At 60.0% G+C, this 17,869-nt stretch carries 18 protein-coding genes and 2 pseudogenes; 4 read left to right on the top strand and 16 right to left on the bottom strand.

The annotated features are described in order from the left end of the window. The first annotated feature begins 5 nt into the window (after positions 1-5). The 4 genes and pseudogenes from CN538_RS07395 (at position 6) to CN538_RS07380 (ending at position 5,718) form a co-directional block, all read left to right on the top strand. The gene (locus CN538_RS07395; RefSeq protein ID WP_106419018.1) at positions 6-1,610 is read left to right on the top strand and encodes a carboxyl transferase domain-containing protein; all 1,605 of its coding nucleotides are present in this window, start codon (positions 6-8) and stop codon (positions 1,608-1,610) included. Positions 1,611-1,681: 71 nt separating this feature from the next. Then, complete coding sequence (locus CN538_RS07390) at positions 1,682-2,488, top strand: enoyl-CoA hydratase-related protein (RefSeq protein WP_106420578.1); 807 nt, start codon at positions 1,682-1,684, stop codon at positions 2,486-2,488. Continuing rightward, a pseudogene (locus CN538_RS07385) lies at positions 2,485-4,598 on the top strand (acetyl/propionyl/methylcrotonyl-CoA carboxylase subunit alpha). Before CN538_RS07390 ends, CN538_RS07385 begins: the two are co-directional and overlap by 4 nt. 208 nt (positions 4,599-4,806) lie before the next feature. Continuing rightward, positions 4,807-5,718, top strand: coding sequence for a hydroxymethylglutaryl-CoA lyase (locus CN538_RS07380; protein WP_106419017.1), 912 nt, complete (start codon positions 4,807-4,809; stop codon positions 5,716-5,718). 63 nt (positions 5,719-5,781) lie between these two features. On the opposite strand, the gene CN538_RS07375 is transcribed toward CN538_RS07380, so the two are convergent. The 16 genes and pseudogenes from CN538_RS07375 to pdxY form a co-directional block, all read right to left on the bottom strand. After that, positions 5,782-6,477 carry a class I SAM-dependent methyltransferase gene (locus CN538_RS07375; protein ID WP_106419016.1) on the bottom strand — a complete coding sequence of 232 codons (696 nt, stop codon included), beginning with the start codon at positions 6,475-6,477 and terminating at the stop codon, positions 5,782-5,784. 103 nt (positions 6,478-6,580) lie between these two features. Continuing rightward, the gene (locus CN538_RS07370) at positions 6,581-7,126 is read right to left on the bottom strand and encodes a hypothetical protein (RefSeq protein WP_106419015.1); all 546 of its coding nucleotides are present in this window, start codon (positions 7,124-7,126) and stop codon (positions 6,581-6,583) included. A gap of 52 nt (positions 7,127-7,178) precedes the next feature. Continuing rightward, a complete protein-coding gene (locus tag CN538_RS07365) occupies positions 7,179-7,565 on the bottom strand; it encodes a tautomerase family protein (protein WP_106420577.1) in 387 nt (128 codons plus the stop codon). Between the two features lie 162 nt (positions 7,566-7,727). After that, positions 7,728-8,585 (bottom strand): hypothetical protein, encoded by an 858-nt coding sequence (locus tag CN538_RS19810; RefSeq protein ID WP_129591319.1) that lies wholly within the window; start codon positions 8,583-8,585, stop codon positions 7,728-7,730. A 135-nt stretch (positions 8,586-8,720) separates the two neighbouring features. Then, on the bottom strand, positions 8,721-9,503 hold the full coding sequence (locus tag CN538_RS07360) for an ATP-binding protein (RefSeq protein ID WP_129591318.1): 783 nt from the start codon (positions 9,501-9,503) through the stop codon (positions 8,721-8,723). A 703-nt stretch (positions 9,504-10,206) separates the two neighbouring features. Beyond that, positions 10,207-10,437, bottom strand: coding sequence for a hypothetical protein (locus CN538_RS20900; RefSeq protein ID WP_207233669.1), 231 nt, complete (start codon positions 10,435-10,437; stop codon positions 10,207-10,209). A 50-nt stretch (positions 10,438-10,487) separates the two neighbouring features. Continuing rightward, positions 10,488-10,955, bottom strand: a complete 468-nt coding sequence (locus CN538_RS07350) for a lysophospholipid acyltransferase family protein (RefSeq protein WP_207233668.1) — start codon at positions 10,953-10,955, stop codon at positions 10,488-10,490. Then, positions 10,918-11,145, bottom strand: a complete 228-nt coding sequence (locus CN538_RS24170; RefSeq protein ID WP_207233667.1) for a 1-acyl-sn-glycerol-3-phosphate acyltransferase — start codon at positions 11,143-11,145, stop codon at positions 10,918-10,920. Before CN538_RS24170 ends, CN538_RS07350 begins: the two co-directional genes overlap by 38 nt. A 9-nt stretch (positions 11,146-11,154) precedes the next feature. Continuing rightward, positions 11,155-12,087 (bottom strand): phosphatidate cytidylyltransferase, encoded by a 933-nt coding sequence (locus CN538_RS07345; protein WP_106419013.1) that lies wholly within the window; start codon positions 12,085-12,087, stop codon positions 11,155-11,157. After that, positions 12,080-12,868, bottom strand: coding sequence for a CDP-alcohol phosphatidyltransferase family protein (locus CN538_RS07340; RefSeq protein ID WP_207233666.1), 789 nt, complete (start codon positions 12,866-12,868; stop codon positions 12,080-12,082). Before CN538_RS07340 ends, CN538_RS07345 begins: the two co-directional genes overlap by 8 nt. A 519-nt stretch (positions 12,869-13,387) precedes the next feature. Then, positions 13,388-13,702, bottom strand: a complete 315-nt coding sequence (locus tag CN538_RS07335) for a TM2 domain-containing protein (protein WP_106420576.1) — start codon at positions 13,700-13,702, stop codon at positions 13,388-13,390. Between the two features lie 32 nt (positions 13,703-13,734). Further along, positions 13,735-14,658 (bottom strand): DUF4339 domain-containing protein, encoded by a 924-nt coding sequence (locus CN538_RS07330; protein WP_164999528.1) that lies wholly within the window; start codon positions 14,656-14,658, stop codon positions 13,735-13,737. A 48-nt stretch (positions 14,659-14,706) separates the two neighbouring features. Next, positions 14,707-15,015, bottom strand: coding sequence for a hypothetical protein (locus tag CN538_RS07325; protein WP_106419010.1), 309 nt, complete (start codon positions 15,013-15,015; stop codon positions 14,707-14,709). A 404-nt stretch (positions 15,016-15,419) separates the two neighbouring features. Continuing rightward, positions 15,420-15,827, bottom strand: a complete 408-nt coding sequence (locus CN538_RS07320) for a MerR family transcriptional regulator (RefSeq protein ID WP_106419009.1) — start codon at positions 15,825-15,827, stop codon at positions 15,420-15,422. A gap of 101 nt (positions 15,828-15,928) precedes the next feature. Then, positions 15,929-16,752, bottom strand: a pseudogene (locus CN538_RS07315) (DUF72 domain-containing protein). A 51-nt stretch (positions 16,753-16,803) separates the two neighbouring features. Next, entirely contained in the window at positions 16,804-17,676 is an 873-nt protein-coding gene (gene pdxY, locus CN538_RS07310) for a pyridoxal kinase PdxY (RefSeq protein WP_106419008.1), read from the bottom strand. Positions 17,677-17,869 lie beyond the last annotated feature (193 nt).

Raw genomic sequence — 17,869 nt, 5'->3', positions numbered from 1 at the left:
GTCGCATGGCCATACTGAGTAGCCAGATCAACCCCCGCGCCGAGGCCTTCCAGGCCAATGCCCAGGCGCTGCGGGCGGAGGTCGACAAGCTCCACGCGCTGAGCGCCGAGATCGCCCGGGGCGGCGGCGACAAGGCGCGCGCCCGGCACGAGTCCCGCGGCAAGCTGTTCGTGCGCGAGCGCATCGACCAGCTGCTCGACGAGGGCGCGGCCTTTCTCGAGATCGGCGCGCTGGCGGCGCATGAGGTCTACGACACCCCGGTGCCCGCCGCCGGGGTGGTCGCCGGCATCGGCCGGGTCAGCGGCGTGGAGTGCGTGATCGTCGCCAACGACGCCACGGTCAAGGGCGGCACCTACTTCCCGCTGACGGTGAAGAAACACCTGCGCGCCCAGGAGATCGCCCGCAAGCACCGCCTGCCCTGCCTCTATCTGGTCGACTCCGGCGGCGCCTACCTGCCGGCGCAGGACGAGGTCTTCCCCGACCACGACGACTTCGGCCGCATCTTCTACAACCAGGCCACGCTCTCCGCCGCCGGCATCCCGCAGATCGCGGTGGTGATGGGCTCATGCACCGCCGGCGGCGCCTACGTGCCGGCGATGGCCGATGAATCGATCATCGTGCGCAACCAGGGCACTATCTTCCTCGGCGGCCCGCCGCTGGTGAAGGCCGCCACCGGCGAGACCATCAGCGCCGAGGATCTCGGTGGCGCGGACGTGCACGCAAAGATCAGCGGCGTGGTCGACCACTACGCCGAGAACGATGCCCATGCGCTGCAGCTCGCCCGCCGCGCGGTCTCCCGGCTCAACTGGCGCAAGCGCGGCGAGCTGGCGCTGCGCGAATCCCGACCGCCGCGGCTCGACCCTTCGGAGCTCTACGGCATCGTCGGCACCGACCTGCGCAAGCCGTATGACGTGCGCGAGGTGATCGGGCGGCTGGTGGACGACTCCGACTTCGACGAGTTCAAGCGCTATTACGGCGACACCCTGGTCACCGGCTTCGCCCACTGGTGCGGCCATCCGGTGGGTATCGTCGCCAACAACGGCGTGCTGTTTTCGGAGTCCGCGCAGAAGGGCGCGCACTTCATCGAGCTGTGTGCCCAGCGCCAGATCCCGCTGATCTTTCTACAGAACATCACCGGCTTCATGGTCGGCTCCAAGTACGAGCAGGAGGGCATCGCCAAGCACGGCGCCAAACTCGTCACCGCCGTGGCCTGCGCCAAGGTGCCCAAGTTCACCGTGCTGATCGGCGGCAGCTTCGGCGCCGGCAACTACGGCATGTGCGGCCGCGCCTATGACCCCAACCTGCTGTTTATGTGGCCCAACGCGCGCATCTCGGTGATCGGCGAGCAGGCCGCCAACGTGCTGGCGCAGGTGAAACGGGAGCAGATGGAGCGCGACGGCAGCGACTGGCCGGAAGACGAGGAAGCCGCCTTCAAGGCGCCGATCCGCGAACAGTACGAGCGCCAGGGCCACCCGTACTACGCCAGCGCCCGGCTGTGGGACGACGGCGTGATCGACCCATTGCAGACCCGCGATGTGATCGGCCTGGCGCTCTCCGCCGCAATGAACGCAGAGATCGAAGAGACGCGTTTCGGCGTCTTCAGGATGTAATCCTAAAGGGGCTGCGCTCGCCACCTTTAGCGGATAGAGGGAAACGGCTAAATGAGCACCATCACTGCCAACTGGACATCGACTCTCGCGGCGTCGCGCGGCTGACGCTGGACCGCCCCGCGGTGCACAACGCCTTCGACGACGCCTTGATCGCCGCACTCAACGCCCATCTCGAACGCCTCCACGCCCTGGCTGCGAGCGGCGAGGTGCGGGTGGTGGTGCTCGGCTCCCACGGCAAGCACTTCTCCGCCGGGGCGGATCTCGCCTGGATGAAGCGCATGGTCGACTACAGCGTCGACGACAATCTGGCCGACTCGCGCCAGCTCTCGCGCTTGATGCACGGGCTAGACACCCTGCCCTGCCCCACGCTCTGCCGGGTGCAGGGTGCGGCCTACGGCGGCGCGGTGGGGCTGGCCGCCTGCTGCGATCTGGTCATCGCATCAATGGCGGCGCGCTTCTGTCTTTCCGAGGTCAAGATCGGCCTCTCGCCGGCGGTGGTCGGGCCCTATGTCCAGCGCGCCATCGGCGCCCGCCAGATGCGCCGCTACGCGCTGACCGCCGAGGTGATCGACGCCGCCACCGCACGCGAGCTGGGGCTGGTGCACCAGGTGGTGGCTGGCGACGCGCTGGATGAAGAGATCGACCGCCAGATCGACACCCTGCTCGCTGCCTCCCCACAGGCCCAGCGCGCCACCAAGGAGCTGCTCGCGCAGATCGCCCGCGAACCGGAGAGCGACGCCACCCGCGAGGCCGCGTGCCGCACCATCAGCGAGCTGCGGGTCAGCGCCGAAGGCCAGGAGGGGCTGGCCGCTTTCTTCGACAAACGCCCGCCCGCCTGGCTCGCGGCCAGCGGCGGCGACAAGGAGCCGCGCTCATGAGTCTCGCCACTGCGCCCCGCCCGCTGCGCGCCGTGCTGATCGCCAATCGCGGCGAGATCGCCTGCCGGGTGATCCGCACCGCGCGCGCCTCGGCCTGCGCACCATCGCGGTCTATTCGGATGCCGACGCCCGCGCCCGCCACGTGCGCGAGGCCGACGAAGCGATCCGCCTCGGCCCGGCGGCCGGCGAGAGCTATCTCGCCATCGACAAGGTCATCCAGGCTGCCCAGCGCAGCGGCGCCGACGCCATCCATCCGGGCTACGGCTTTCTCTCCGAGAACGCCGAGTTCGTCGCCGCCTGCGACGCCGCCGAAATCATCTTCATCGGGCCGCCGGCCAGCGCCATCGCCGCCATGGGCGACAAGGCCGCGGCCAAGGCGCGCATGGCCAGCGCCGGCGTACCGCTGGTACCCGGCTATCACGGCGAAGCGCAGGACGACGCCATGCTGCGGGAAGAAGCTGGCAAGATCGGCTACCCGGTGCTGCTCAAGGCCAGCGCCGGTGGCGGCGGCAAGGGCATGCGGGTGGTCGAGTCCGAGCGTGAGTTCCAGGCGGCGCTCGACGGCTGCCGCCGCGAATCCCGCGCCGCCTTCGGCGATGAGCGCATGCTGATCGAGAAGTATCTGACCCAGCCGCGCCATGTCGAAGTGCAGGTGTTCTGCGACAGCCTCGGGGGCGGCGTCTACCTGTTCGAGCGCGACTGTAGCGTGCAGCGGCGCCATCAGAAGGTGCTCGAAGAGGCCCCCGCGCCGAACCTGCCCGAGGCGCTGCGCCGCGAGATGGGCGAGGCCGCCGTGCGCGCCGCCCAGGAGATCGGCTATGTCGGCGCCGGCACGGTGGAGTTCCTGCTGGATGCCGCCGCCGAGACCACGCAGGAGCACGGCTCACCGTTCTACTTCATGGAGATGAACACCCGGCTGCAGGTCGAGCACCCGGTCACCGAGATGATCAGCGGCGAGGATCTGGTCGAGTGGCAGCTACGGGTTGCCGCCGGCCTGGCGCTGCCCAAGGCGCAGAACGAACTGACGCTCACCGGCCACGCCATCGAAGCGCGGCTCTACGCCGAAGACCCGGACAACGACTTCCTCCCCGCCACCGGCAAGCTGCTGCGCTTTGCGCTGCCGTTGGAGAGCGCCGATTCGCACGGACGCATCCGCCTGGATAGCGGCGTCGAGGCCAGCGACACGGTGACCATGCACTACGACCCGATGCTGGCCAAGCTGATCGTCCACGGCGAGGATCGCGGCCAGGCCCTGGCGGAGATGGCCCGCGCCCTGGCCGCGCTGGATATCAGCGGCGTGACCACCAATCGCCGCTTCCTGCAGCGTCTAGTGGCCCACCCGGACTTCATCGCCGCCGAGCTGAATACCCGCTTTATCGAGCATCATCACGACGATCTGTTCGCCGCGCCCCACGCCACCGATGCCGATATCGCCCGCGCGGCCCTGGTGGCGATGGAGCATCTTGCTAAAGGAGCACCGCGCGCCGACGACCCCTGGCAACGTCGCGACGGCTGGCGGCTCAACGCGCCGCGCCGGCTACGTCTCGCCTTTCAGGAAACCGACGGCAGCGGAACGTACGAGGTGATCGCCACCCAGGCGCTGACTCAGGGTCTGGCACAGGAGCCAGCACAGGCGACCTGGCAGCTTCAAGTGCAGCGCGACGGCGAGGAGACGAGCCGGCTCGCCGGGCAGTGCCAGCGTCTCGACAACGACACCCTGGCGCTCACCCTGGATGGCCATCGCCAGCGCCTCTTCGCCCGGCTCGACCCAGCCAGCGAGGGCGACGCCATCGTGCTCACCGCCGCAGGTCAAGAGTCGCGCCTGATCTGGCGCCGCGCCGACCGTGCCGACCATCTGCCGCAAGAGGCCGAAGCCAAGCTGACAGCGCCGATGCACGGCACCGTGGTGGCGCTGCTGGTCGAACCCGGCCAGACAGTGGAGAAAGGCACGCCGCTGGTGGTGGTGGAAGCGATGAAGATGGAGCACACCCTGAGCGCCCCCGCCGACGGCGCAGTGGAAGCCTTCCATGTCGCGGTGGGGGACGCCGTGGCGCAGGGGGATGAGCTGCTCGCGTTCGCCAACGCCGACGCCAGTGCCGAAGCGAATTAGGCTCTATCTGAAAAGTCGGCGAGCGAAGGCCAGACAAGGCAAAAATTGGCGAAGGAGCGGAGTTTACGCGGGTGTAAATGAGTATGTGACTCGCTCCGCTCGCCCTTCGGGCCGTCCTTCGGACGTTCTGAACGTTGTTCAGTGAGCCAATTTTTAACGCAGTGTGGGCGAGCGCAGGCATTTTTCAGACAGAGCCGAGGAAAGTGAGATGGGGATGCCAAAGCAAGTCAGTGTGGTAGAGGTCGGCCCGCGCGATGGCCTGCAGAACGAATCCGAACCCATCGCCACGGCGGCCAAGCTGGAACTGATCGAGCGGCTCGGCGCGGCGGGGCTCAAGCGGATCGAAGCGGCGAGTTTCGTCTCGCCCAAATGGGTGCCGCAGATGGCGGATCACCGCGAGGTAATGACCGGCATTCGCCGCCGGCCGGGCGTAGTCTACTCCGCGCTCACACCCAATCTCAAAGGGCTGGAAGCCGCACTCGAGTGCAGTGTCGAGGAGGTCGCCGTCTTCGCGGCAGCGAGCGAAGCGTTCTCCCACAAGAACATCAACTGCTCCATCGCCGATTCGCTGGCGCGCTTCGAACCGGTGATCGAACGCGCCCGGGAAGCCGGCGTGCGCGTGCGCGGCTATGTCTCCTGCGTGCTCGGCTGCCCCTACGAAGGCGAGGTCGCCCCCCAGCGGGTCGCCGAGGTCTCCCGGGCGCTTTATGAGATGGGCTGCTATGAAATCTCGCTGGGCGACACCATCGGCGTCGGCACCCCGCTCGAGGCCAAGCGCCTGCTCGACGCCGTGGGCCGCGATATCCCCAGGGACAAACTCGCCGCCCACTTCCACGATACCTACGGCCAGGCACTGGCCAACCTCTACGCCGTGCTCGAAGAGGGCATCGGCGTGATCGACAGCGCCGTCGCCGGGCTCGGCGGCTGCCCCTACGCCAAAGGCGCCACCGGTAACGTGGCCACGGAAGACGTGATCTACCTGCTCAACGGCCTCGGCATCGACAGCGGCGTGGATCTGGATAACTTGGCAGAGACAGGGGTGTGGATAACACAGACCATCGGCAAGCCGAATCGGTCGAAGGTGGGGGTGGCGCTGACGGCGAAGCGAACCTCTTCCTAATGGAACCCCCTAGCCAACTCACGGGCTTGCAGGAATCGCTTCCAAGGATAGAGGGGTATTCACTCAAGCCCGGCGGGAAAGCCATGCATGGATCAACCCCGCCTGGAAAAACGGCACCGGAAGTTCGAAACCGCCTGCCTCGATGATCGAGGCAATCCGCGCTGGCGGTAGCACACCGACATCATGCGCATAGGCATGGCGCATCCGCGCCATCATCTCTTCGGAGACATCGGCCGCGGACATCATGTTCATCCACGCGTGAAGCAGTACGTCATATTCGGGTGACGCGATGTCTGACGCCAGGTCGGCGCTTGCGAGAATGCCACCCGAGTTGAGTTTCGCGGCAATGCCACGGAAGAAACCGGAGCGCTCGTCGAGATTCGTGATGAACTGCGAGACGAGCAGGCAGGTCGCGGCATCGTGTAGCTCGGCGGTGGGTAGTGACTCCAGATACCCCTCATGGAAGGTGCAGCGAGACGTCACACCTTCCTTCTCGGCCCTTTCCCGACAGACGTCGAGCATACGCCCCGACGGCTCCACGGCCGTAAAACGCCAACCAGGATGCTGTGAGGCGAGATAGAACAGCTCATCGCCCGTCCCCACCCCGACACAGAGGATTCGTGCCTCCGCTGGCAAATCCGCGAACAACGACCCCAGCAACAGATGCAGACAATTCCGAATCGGTGACGTCTTGGCCCACTGCTGGTCGTAGCTTGCCGCCTGCTGGTCGAACAGTGCCTTGATCTCGTCCTGGTTCATCTTATTCCCCGCAGTTAATCTTGATGCTGACAATCGGCAGGCTAAATTGGTCGAAGGTGGATGTGGCGTTGGCAGCGCGCTAGCCATTCATGGACCAACCACTCTAGGCTCCGTGATCGATCTGAAATTGAAGCGCGCGACACAACTCGACATAGTTTTGCGCTGCCTCTTTCGTCGGCTCCAGATCGCGAGCCACCTCGCGACGCAAACGCCGAAGCTCATGATACAGCGTCACCTGTGGCTGATCGATCAGACCCGCCTGCACCAGCAGTTCCGGCAGCCGAGCCGCTGATACCTCGCCCGGGCTACTATCTTCGCTTTCCCGTGACGATAGCGATGCGCGGGCCGCGCGTTCCAGTCGAGTCCACGCCTCCAGTATCGCCGTACGGGGATGGCGCTCGGCCAGCTCGGTGAGAAAAGTTTCTTCTTCACCAGCACGCACACCGACGACGTCATCCCTACCTGGAGATAGCGAGCGCAACTGTTCGAGGTCGTGCTCGAACTCAGCCTCGATGGGTCCGGCCCGCAGCTTCTTGATGAAGGATCCAAACTGCAGAATTTGGTCGCGGAAGAGAAGCGCGAGAATGAGGGCGAACACCGGCCAGGCCAGCGACCTGACAAGGCTCGAAATGAACGTCAGCCAATCCATCGTCAGTACTCGGTTGGTTCCACGTGCATGAGTCTAGGCAATAGCTGCCACGTCAGACATTCACGGAATATTGTAGATCACGCGCTTCATCTCCGGTCATGCCACGAAATCCCCAGCAGTGAGCGGGCTGCTCCTTGAGCGTGATCTCAATATCGATGGGCGATATGCCGACCTCGGCTTCTATCTGGCGGAAAAGCGCCTTGATCAGCGCCTTCTGCGTCTCCTTGGAGCGCCCCTGCATCATGTTGATTTCGATGACCGTGTAAGCCGACGTTCTATCGTCAGGAAAATAGAAATCCTCTGCGTCCAGCGGTACGAACCGATGGGCACGCTTGCCCGCCGGCATCCCGAGAACATCCTGCATGCAACTATGAATGACATCCGACAGCTGCGCCTTGATAGGGTTCAAGTACGCCTTGATGCCATAAATGACGATCATATAATCCTCCAAAAATGTGTACTTATTAAATCGATCCACGAAGAGCTTAGTTAATAGAGTCACTAAAATGATAATGTTTGCCTTCATCCGGCCGTTTGGAGCGAATGATCTAAGGAAAGTAGTGGAAAGAGGGTCGACTGCAGGGCATTGCCATACCTCTAATTAGTTGAACCCTCTGCGCACTACAAACAGATGGTTAGATTTTTTTTCATGAATGCCAAGATCGGAAAAATTAAGCGCCCAACTCAGATTAGGGCTTTTAGGTTTTTCGAAACATGCGTCTTGGTATAGACCCTCTACGAAATCACGATCATCCAATTTGGGGTCGATTTCACGTATAAACCGTGCATATTCTTGGGCGGTGCTCACGAGGTGAATAGGATGCCCTGAAGTCGCGATGGGAGATGGCATCACAACTGATCCGGGCGGAACCCCACAAGTTGTATTCTCACCGAACATTTCCCATAGGCGTTTTCTTTCAACACTCATGTCGTCGCCAGTTGGTTCAAAAACGGTGTGATCAAAAATACCTATGGCTACAAACTCCTCGCGTGTTACTCGGGCAAACAACAATTCATCCGTTCTTTCAGCGTAACCAGCCGCTTCGATTTTCGTACCTAAGTGAAAATGATGAAACCCCATCGCATTTAGCAAAAGGTCTTTATCTTCCCACCTATCTACGTCCGGCCCTTTTTCTGAAGCTGCAGGAGTATAGCCCCTGGTACTTGGCTGTATAGAGAGATTTGGACATAGATTTTCGCCATCATGAGCTTTCGCGAGCAACGCTTCAACATTTGACTTGAGTGCTTTCCAGCGTGAATCAGAAGTTACTGTTGGTTCAATAGTGATTCTTCTTGGCTTAACAGAAATGTACCGACTCACCCAATTGAGATAATGGACCAGCAGCGTAGTCAAGGACTCTTGTTCAAGCTTTTCTTTAGTTTTCAGATTGTTCGGGAATTTCGGAATTACATTGACCATCTCACGGCGAAGTTTCTTTATACGCTTAGATTCATCCATACGGCTTCTCAAGGGGTATAACGTTTGAGTTGAGCCGCCGTTGGGAAGCCGCCGCGCGGCTTCCCAACGGTCGGACTCGAACTCATGGTTAGGCTCTCAGTCATCGCTGAGACGGCGGTAACTAGGCAAGGGCGACTATTGAAAGTCCCGTGATAGCATCTGGGACGCCGCCGAGGCCGCGTAAACACCAACGCCTTTTATCTGTCTAGCTACTTCATACCCTTCCGAGCGGAACTGCTGCAACATCCCGCTGAGTGAGGCTAACTTTCTTGTATTTAGAACCATCCTTACAGCGGTCCCTGGGCAGTGGTGTCCGATGTCTATATGTTCCTTTCCGCTCTCATCCAGCCTTATAGCGTGGTCGCCGCTGCATATCAGGAAGCTTCCGCCCAACCTGCAGATCCGGTTGCTCATGTACAAGCCGAATCCCGAGTTGTGCCAAGGGTCTTTTGTATTGATTCTTGCTCCAGCGTAATTCTTGCTGGATATGGCCGGCATCAGTGCCTGCTGAATTGCGTCCGAGTCGCATTCCACCTCGACGTATGGGTTTGAAGAAAGTGAATCCTTCAGGCCCATACCATTGTCTAGTATTGCGATCTCTACGCGGTGGTACGTTGGCCAGTACTGCGCGCAGTACTCGATGGCCTTTGATCCGCTATGCTCAACGACGTTTCTCATTATCTCCCGAATCGAGAACGTCAGGGCATCCAGCAGGTTATCCGACTCGTTCCGAGACAGCACCGTCGCCAAGTGCTCCGCACGACGCTCAACAATTTCCTGAGGGACCTCCCACTCTCGGGATGCCTCGTCAACGATCGTCTGTGTTCTCAGGATGGTGAACGGAACAAATCGATCGTTTCCCGGCACCTCGCTAGGCTCTCTCCCGTGCTTGAGCCCAAAGGCTCGGAAGAACGCCATGTTCGCGGCGTAGTCTTTTTCTTGAAAGCCACGGCACCTGACTATGGTTCCTCGGTTGCTCCTATTGAAGTCACGGATTCGGTTCGCAATATAAACCATCGTGAATGGCTCAATTCGCCCCATAGACGAGAATTCTATGGTGACGATTTCACTGCCAGAGTGGGATTCAACCTCGGAGCAAAACTCAAAAACTGACTTCTCGTCGCACCGACTCGGAAAGTGTACTAGATTCATCCGGCCCCCATTGTCTAACAGGCATTAAATAGCCCGCTCTCTTTGCCACTTGAACAAGATCGCGCGTTTAATAGTCTTATCTAGACAGCTTTTCCGCACTTAAGCCATTGAGTTTAAAGGGCTCTCGGAATAGCTAGGCATGCTTTGCAAAATTCGCGTGCTCATACGTTTTGCTTGGTCCGATATGACTGTGCATAGATACAAGCATGTGATGAGGGGGCGTTCGGTAGGCTTTTGGTGAAGGCCGCCACGCTACCGCCAGCCATGGAGGATGACGATGGTTATCATCATCCCAGCGCGGCTGTCCCTTATGAGCTTGTGACGCTGTGAGTCATCTCTTGTGCTGTTATACGCACAGTAACCAAGCATTACATTAGAAACAACGCCACGAAAGCATTAATCAGTCGTGGCGTCAGAGGGAGGGACACTGGTGCGTTGGAAACCGAAGATTATTTAGGAGGTAGGAAGATCACTGCTCGCTGGGCGTAGCGAGAGAGGCCAGATTCAAGAGCGCTCGGCTTCCTTCAATTCGCCCAACGCACTCTGGCACCGCGCCTTCGACTTGGTCGCGTTCGCGCTGCATGGCAAGGATGTCTTCCAGCTGGCGTTCGAAGTTGGAGCGCTTGTCGGCGAAGATTTCGAGCATGCGCTTGAGTTGGCCGACGCGTCCTTCTCGCGATAGCCGCGAGTCTTGCAGCACGGAACATGTGATCCATCTGCTCAATACATTGGCTATACGGGCTGCTGAGCTTAGCTACTGCCACTCATCGAGCCAGACGCTACCCACCGGCACTGCTCTGCGAGTGTATCGAACGCCGCCTTTAGCGAAGTCATGCAAGCGGCACTGTCGTCTCCGACATGCATCGCCTCACCGATAGCGACATCGCAATTGCGTGGCACCAGCAGCGCCTCACCTTTGGGTAGGGCTCGCCCCAGGCCACGTAGCATGACTGGCGTCAGCGGTATCTCAGGGCTCTCCTTGAGCAGATGGAAGATCCCTTTTTTCAGCGGCTGCATCGCCTCCGGTTCGCCTCGACTCCCCTCCGGGAACAGGATCACGATATCCCCCGCCGCCAGCGCTGCGCGGCAGTCAGCCATCAGATCTCGCCGGTCGCCACTGCCGTCACGCCGGATCGGAATGATGTCGAGCACGTGGGTCGAGAACCAGGCCCGCCAGCGGTTAGCGAGGAAAGTCTGCCGCCGCCACGGGTCGTACACGATGCAAGTCACGCCAAGAGAACAGACTCATCAGCACCAGGGTATCGAGATGGCTGTTGTGGTTGGCGACCAGAACATGCGGCCCCTGTCGCGGCACGCGTTCGCGCTGGAACACGTTTAGCCCAATGACGAACACAATGAGCGGACGGACCAGCAGAAGGAAGAAGAGCACTTTCAACCAACGCTGCATGACAACACCTTAGTAAGCGAAAAAGCGGTAAAAATGAAAGAAGATCGGCGCTGTGTAGATGATGCTATCGAGTCGGTCGAGAATCCCGCCATGCCCTGGGATCAACTGCCCGGTATCCTTGATGCCAAGGTCGCGCTTGACGGAGGAGATAACGACATCACCGAAGAATCCGCATACGGCGATCACCGCGCCCGCCGCCAGCGAGAGCGGCCAGGACATGCCAGTCAGATAGGGGCCGACCAAGCCGGCGCAGAGCGTCACCGTCAGTCCGCCGCCGAGGAATCCGCCCCATGTCTTGTTGGGGCTGACTCGCGGCAGAATCGCACGTTTCCCGATGCGCTTGCCCCAGACGTATTGGCAGACATCGTTGAACTGGGTGATGAATAGCACGAACAGCACCGGCCCCAGGTATCCGCGCTGCGGATTGAGCACCGGCAGGGTCAGTAGTGCCGCCAGATGGCTGACGCAGTAGATCGCCAGCATCACCATCCAATGGATTACCCCTGCCGCGCGAATGAAGCCCTGACTGTCGCCAAGCAGCAGCATGCGCACCGGCAGAAACAGGAAGACGTAGACCGGTACGAAGACACTGAACATTCCGTACCATTCGTGCCAGATCCACAGGTACTGAAGAGGGATCGCCAAATAGGCCCAGAACAGTACGCGGCGATCCACCAGACGCGTTGGTACGATCGAGAAGAACTCCTTGAGCGCCAGATAACTGAGACAAGCGAAGAACACGATACCGGCGTCTCGATTCAGCAGCAGGACCACGAATAGCAGGCCGATCATCCACCACCATGAGCGGATACGCTGCTTGAGCTCCAGCAGGTCGCGTGCCGGATAGCGCTGACCTAGCCATGCTCGCGACAGGCTGGCGATACAGAGAAGAGCGAGCACCGCGATGACCACCGTCTCGACGTGCGGGGCAATCTCAAACATCGTGCGCTCCTGACCGATCAGCGGCAGCGGATTCGCAATACGCGTGGATCTCGCGGGTGCGGCGCGCGATGGTCAAGGCACTGCCGACGGCGATGACAGCTACGGCAATGGCCAGAACGATGCCCTTGGCCCAGAGGTAGGGCTCGAGCACACTGAGCAGACAGGCCCCGCTCAGTACAGCCATCCGGTGCTGCTTGGCCATTGGCCCGGAGAAGCGCATCGGTGCCCCCATCGAGGCTCCCAATACGCGCACGTAGGCAGTCGCGACCGCCAGCAGTGCTGCTAGCCAGCCTATCCAGATACCCACACTCCAAAATTCGCCCGCAGCGTAGCCTGCAGCCACCAGCAACAGCGCATCCGCTGCCCGATCCGGCATGTCGTTGTAAAGCTCCCCGCCGGGCGTCGAGCGCCCTCCTTCCAGCGCGACCATACCGTCGAACAGGTTACACAGCAGGCGCCCTTGGATACCGACTATTGCCAATAGCGGTAACACCCACTGTGCTTCGCTCATCGCGTGGCGCCAAGTCACCAGCATCAGCGCGGCGAAAGCGGCAAAACCCATACTCGCCAACGAGATCTGGTTGGGCGTGATATGACAGTGGTTCAACCAAGCTGCGAATCGCTGCGCTAAGCGATGATCGCGGCTCTTGACTGGCCGTCGGTTGGCGGAGGGTGATGTCACAACAATATTCCTCAACGAAAGCGGTTTGCGAATGAGCACGCTCGTGCCCCAAAAACCGTTGATACGATACCCGCACTCATCCTCGCTGACAGAATTCACGTTGCTGCGGTGTCAGCATGAACGCCAAGTGAGCCACTGGCAGTAACTCCAGGCAACAATTATCGGAGGGATAATGGTGCGTGCCAGCTCAGGGGTCCCCAGTGCCAGGTGCAGCAGCCATAGCGCACTACCAGTCACAGCGACCACGCAGAGAGGAATCACCCAGCGAGCGGCAGATTGCCGCCCCCAACGTGCTATCGCTAGCGCCACGACACGTGATAAGCCCCAGGTGATCACGCCACTAGCAAGCGCCTGAGCCAATGATAAACCGGAGCGAACAAGCCAAGGTGCGTCCGCGTTGGCAAGAAAACACCAACTACCCCACAGCAACATGGCCGCAAGAATGGTTGGGACTGAAGTTCGTGACGAAATCGCGTACTGGCTGTCATTCGCTGGTGTTACCAAAACGCCCCCATGACTATCGAAGTCGCTATTGGTGACGGCCCTTTTGCCCAAGATGCCCATCACCAAAGGGCCATTCGGGTTCGCCGCAGCTAACGTCTGCAGATCATTAATAACCTACCTAAACCAATCCCGTTCGAACCGCCCGTTCTTGAGTCGATACATGGAAAGTCCGTATTTCAGCTCTTTACCTTTGGCGTCCTTCACCATGCCCCTCTCTTTACCAAGTGAGAAAAGAAAAGCATCGAATAGCAGCACCGCACAGTCAATGAACCACCAAATAAAAAGCCCACCTAGTGTCAGTGCTTTCAAGATGCCTGTTTTCCACTTCCCCAAGTAGAAACGGTCGATACCAAAAACTCCAAACCACATGGAGAGGATCAATGCAACGAGCCGATTCTTATTTCTTTCGCAATTATCGACATTTTCCATATTCAATCTACTCTTGGCCGTGTAAAAAAGCACTACCGTGAATGCATCTCGATATCGACGCCACCGGCTCTTCGGGTGATACTGTAGTCGATCATCATGCGTGGTCCTCGAGAGGGAATCACGACACCTTGGCACGATCTGGTATCTTGCGTCTCCGTGATCTGCTGGATATTTACGATATCCGCAGCTTTCACACTATGACTCACGTGAGAGTAAGCACTATAGTAGTCGGCGCTGCCATATTCGGAGCTCAGTGCATTTTGAAGAGATCGAATCATACTGCCATATGAGTTTCTATTCTTTCGCATCGCGTCATCGAAAAGCCGCTTGTTCGTATCGATGACCATAGGGCTCGAACACGAGGGTAGCGGGCGAAGCGAAGGCATGAGATAGCCACCATCGACGATACCAAAGACGACGACTCCATAGAGCACCGATGAAACCAACCATATCCAGAAGAAACGCATACCCCTCTTGAGGGTCTTCGCTCTGACGGCGAGATAGACGGGTATGATCCAAAACCAATAAAGGGGTGTCTTACCTCGGCCGCTGTCGCGAATGCTCAAGGCATCTACCAGTGCTATGAGCGAATACAATATGGGCACGGCAAAAAGATAACCGTTTGAAAAAGCGATCGGACTATAGCTATAAATCAGAGCACTATCGATAAACAGGAAGGCAACAGGAAACAGTGCCAGCAACCAAGCCAAGCGATCCGTCACGGGTTTGGGTGCATATTTTTCTCTGGCGTCGGACGTTAGATAATCACTAAGTTCTGTATCCCGCAGCGGTTTAGTGGGAGCCTCTTCAGCCCAGCTCGTATTCCAGACTTGAGTATCAGGGCCTATATCACGGTCCATAATAGCAACGATCATGGCCTCTCTTTTGAATGGTCCGAGGACACGCCCATTACCCTGATAATACCAGTTATCTTCGAAGGACTCTGATTCTGACACGAACCACCCTTTCTATGGTTAGCAAAAGTGATGGATACAGGATAGCGATTAGTTTTCGAACTTTTCCTGGGCTCGCTGGTCTTGCTTCGACTGGCTCATGAGACGCTTGGCGCCAAATATCGCAACAAGCCCGCCGGGCACGAAGATGATCGAGCCAACAATCATCATGATGGGCCCAAGCCGAGTATTGCGATTATTGATAGCTATAAAAAAACCGATAATTGTCGCTGCCAGAGAAGCCGCCGTGAGGGTGAGGAATACTGTCGAAGCAGTTCCCGAGAGGTCTTGCATAACATTTACGCTAACCGCTGCCGCTAATAATATATTCACGATGACGCCGGCGATGGCAAGTCCCATGAGCGCTCTCCTTGAGAGTATTGCTTCATAAAAAAGGGGGTAATGTAATGAAGCCGAAAACTAACACGACACCAACCTTCACTCAAGCAGTGCACCGCAATGGTTACACAAAGATACTTTCCATCAAATTATTTACACACGAGAGATTATTTCCTACGCGAACGATAGCCAATGTCCTATAAGACATATGTGGAATCTCTCAAGCCGACACATTTTCATGCGGCATCGATGATACAACTGTCTAATTTTAATGAGCCGCCTGCATTCTGGCCAAAGCCCTTTTCAAATCGACTTCACTCCATTTAGCTAAACGACGCATCGAATGCTTGCCATTACCCTTCGAGCCAATGGATAAATGGAGGGTGGATTGAAACGAGACCAGAGAGAGGCGTGGAAAAAATCTCTCACGAAATCTCAGCGTCACCATCGATTTCCGAGAGAGCAGCGCGGCACCGTGCTTCGACCTGATCGAGTTCGCGCTGCATGGCGCGGATGTCTTCTAGCTGGCGTTCGAGGTTGGCGCGCTTGTCAGCGAGGATTTCGAGCATGCGTTCGAGCTGGCGCACGCTGCCGTGGTTACGGTCGTCGTAGAGATCGAGCACTTCGCGTATCTCGATCAACGAGAAACCAAGGCGCTTACCACGCAGGGCGAGTTTGAGGCGCACACGGTCCTTGTCGCGATAGACGCGGGTCTTGCCGCGGCGCTCGGGGGAGAGCAGGCCTTCCTGCTCGTAGAAGCGGATGGTGCGGGTGGTGACGTCGAACTGCTGCGCGAGTTCGCCAATGGCGTAGGTTGGGCCGGACACGGGCATTGCCTGTTGTTAACTTTTCTTCACCCTACCGGGATTTGACCTTAACGTGAAGATCAACCATGGCAGGGTGTGCTGCCGCTGTTTCTAGCGGGGCTTTCCACTCAGAACAGGGATTCCTGCCGGTCACCGGCGAACTCGGCCAGCGGGGGTAGCGCAACCCGCTCGGCGAGCCGGCTGTAGCACTGGCGCGCCAGCTCCGGCGCCTGGCGATTATCCGGCGTATGCACAAAGAGAAAAGGGGTTTTCCCCTGTTTTATCCACAGGCTAAGCCGTTCTATCCACGGCGCAAAGCGCGCTGCATTGATCGCTTCATCGAAGTGTCCGATGAAGCGCACGACAGGGTTGACCGCCGTGGAGAGCACGTGTAATGGGACTTTCGGCTTTTCGCCTTGAGCGGCTGCGAGCTTTTTGTCAAGCCCCGCGGGGGTGGCAAATAGCGCGCGAACATCGAGCATCACGCGATCCACGTCTTGACTTATCAACAAGCGGTTGAGTGACTGCTCTGCCAACCCCTTGTGGAAAAATTCGAGCTCCCGCACTTCTACCGCGCAGGGCAGGCCCGGCGGCCAGCGCGAGAGTAGCTGCGCCAGCGCCGGCAGTTCGGCGTGGCCGAAATCCCGCGGCAGTTGCACCATTAGCGGGCCGAGCGCCGAGCCAGCGGGCCGAGGCCCTCGACGAAGCGCGCGAACTCGTCGTCGATCTCACGCAGGCGTTTGGCGTGGGTGAGCTGGCCCGGCAGCTTGAAGCAGAAGCGAAAGGTCGATGGCGCCTGGGCGGCCCAGGCGGCGATGGTCTCCGCCTTGGGCAGGCCGCTGTAGAAGGTGGTGTTGCCCTCCACCGCGTTGAACACCCGGGCGTAGTCGGCCAAGCCAGCGTCACCGTGGGCCGGCAGCAGGCTGCCGCGCCAATCGTTATTGGCCCACATCGCCATGCCCAGATAGAGCGGCGGCTGGGGTGTCTCCGCGAGGGTCATCGGTCAGCGCAGGCGCTCGGCGTGCAGGGTCACCGTCGGCGAGACGATATCGTGCTGGGCGCTGATCATCGCCAGTTCGCGGGTGCCGGCCCGGCGAGTGTGTTCGAACAGCATCTGCACCGCGGCGGCAGTCTGCTCCAGCGCCCGCGCCGGGCCTTCGTCGCCGAGCCCGGCCCGCAGGCTCTGGGCCAGGAACATGGCAGCGGTGAAGTCGCCGGCGCCGTTGGGCGGAATGGCGAAGTCGACCTTGGGCGTGGTAATGCGCCAGCTGCCGCTGGCGGCATCCACCAGCATGCCGATATGGCCAGCGTCGTCGTCCGCCACCTCGAGCGAGGTGACCAGCACCACCCGCGGGCCCTGGGCACGCAGCGCCGCGGTGGCGGCGAGGGCGTCTTCCAGGGTGTGGATCTCGCGCCCGGCGAGGAAGCCGAGTTCGAACTGGTTGGGGGTGACGATATCGGCGCGGCGGATGGCGTGGTCGCGCATCCACTCGGGGATCCCTTCGCGCACGAAGAAACCACGGCCGACATCGCCCATCACCGGGTCGCAGCAGTAGAGCGCCTCGGGGTTGGCCTGCTTGACCCGGTCGACGCTATCGAGCACCGCACGGCCGATGCCCTCGTCGCCCATGTAGCCGGAGAGCACCGCATCCACGCCACCCAGGCCGACCAGCGACTCGACGCCGTCGAGCACATTCCGCAGATGGGCGGGCGAGAACACTTCGCCGGTGAAGGCGCCGTACCCGGTGTGGTTGGAGAACTGGACCGTATTGATGGCGGTGACTTCCAGCCCCAGACGCTGCAGCGGGAAGACCGCGGCGCGGTTGCCGACATAGCCGTAGGCGACGTGGCTCTGGATGGAGATGACATGGGTCATGGGGCGTTCCTGCCGCGGGAAAAAGCATAGTGTAATGCCGCAGCCGAACGAGGGGCAGGGCTAGGCCTCGGCACGGCGGCATCTCGACGCTGGCAGATGGTGGCGATATGCTCGCTGGTTGGCGACTTAGGTGCTGTCTGAAAAGTCGACGAGCGAAGGCCAGGCAAGGCAAAAAATCGGCGAAAACGGACCG

Origin of the sequence: Salinicola tamaricis, assembly GCF_003006155.1 — a bacterium.
GTDB classification, from domain to species: Bacteria; Pseudomonadota; Gammaproteobacteria; order Pseudomonadales; family Halomonadaceae; genus Salinicola; species Salinicola tamaricis.
Note: the sequence above shows the minus strand (reverse complement) of the source record. Positions and strands in the feature narration are given on the sequence as shown.

Excerpts from the sequence above, each read along its gene's own strand:
- CN538_RS07395 (WP_106419018.1), top strand. The coding sequence starts at position 6 with ATGGCCATACTGAGTAGCCAGATCAACCCCCGCGCCGAGGCCTTCCAG.
- CN538_RS07380 (WP_106419017.1), top strand. The coding sequence starts at position 4,807 with ATGGGGATGCCAAAGCAAGTCAGTGTGGTAGAGGTCGGCCCGCGCGAT.
- CN538_RS07375 (WP_106419016.1), bottom strand. The coding sequence starts at position 6,477 with ATGAACCAGGACGAGATCAAGGCACTGTTCGACCAGCAGGCGGCAAGC.
- CN538_RS07370 (WP_106419015.1), bottom strand. The coding sequence starts at position 7,126 with ATGGATTGGCTGACGTTCATTTCGAGCCTTGTCAGGTCGCTGGCCTGG.
- CN538_RS07365 (WP_106420577.1), bottom strand. The coding sequence starts at position 7,565 with ATGATCGTCATTTATGGCATCAAGGCGTACTTGAACCCTATCAAGGCG.
- CN538_RS19810 (WP_129591319.1), bottom strand. The coding sequence starts at position 8,585 with ATGGATGAATCTAAGCGTATAAAGAAACTTCGCCGTGAGATGGTCAAT.
- CN538_RS07360 (WP_129591318.1), bottom strand. The coding sequence starts at position 9,503 with ATGGCGTTCTTCCGAGCCTTTGGGCTCAAGCACGGGAGAGAGCCTAGC.
- CN538_RS24170 (WP_207233667.1), bottom strand. The coding sequence starts at position 11,145 with ATGCAGCGTTGGTTGAAAGTGCTCTTCTTCCTTCTGCTGGTCCGTCCG.
- CN538_RS07345 (WP_106419013.1), bottom strand. The coding sequence starts at position 12,087 with ATGTTTGAGATTGCCCCGCACGTCGAGACGGTGGTCATCGCGGTGCTC.
- CN538_RS07335 (WP_106420576.1), bottom strand. The coding sequence starts at position 13,702 with ATGGAAAATGTCGATAATTGCGAAAGAAATAAGAATCGGCTCGTTGCA.
- CN538_RS07325 (WP_106419010.1), bottom strand. The coding sequence starts at position 15,015 with ATGGGACTTGCCATCGCCGGCGTCATCGTGAATATATTATTAGCGGCA.
- CN538_RS07320 (WP_106419009.1), bottom strand. The coding sequence starts at position 15,827 with ATGCCCGTGTCCGGCCCAACCTACGCCATTGGCGAACTCGCGCAGCAG.
- pdxY (WP_106419008.1), bottom strand. The coding sequence starts at position 17,676 with ATGACCCATGTCATCTCCATCCAGAGCCACGTCGCCTACGGCTATGTC.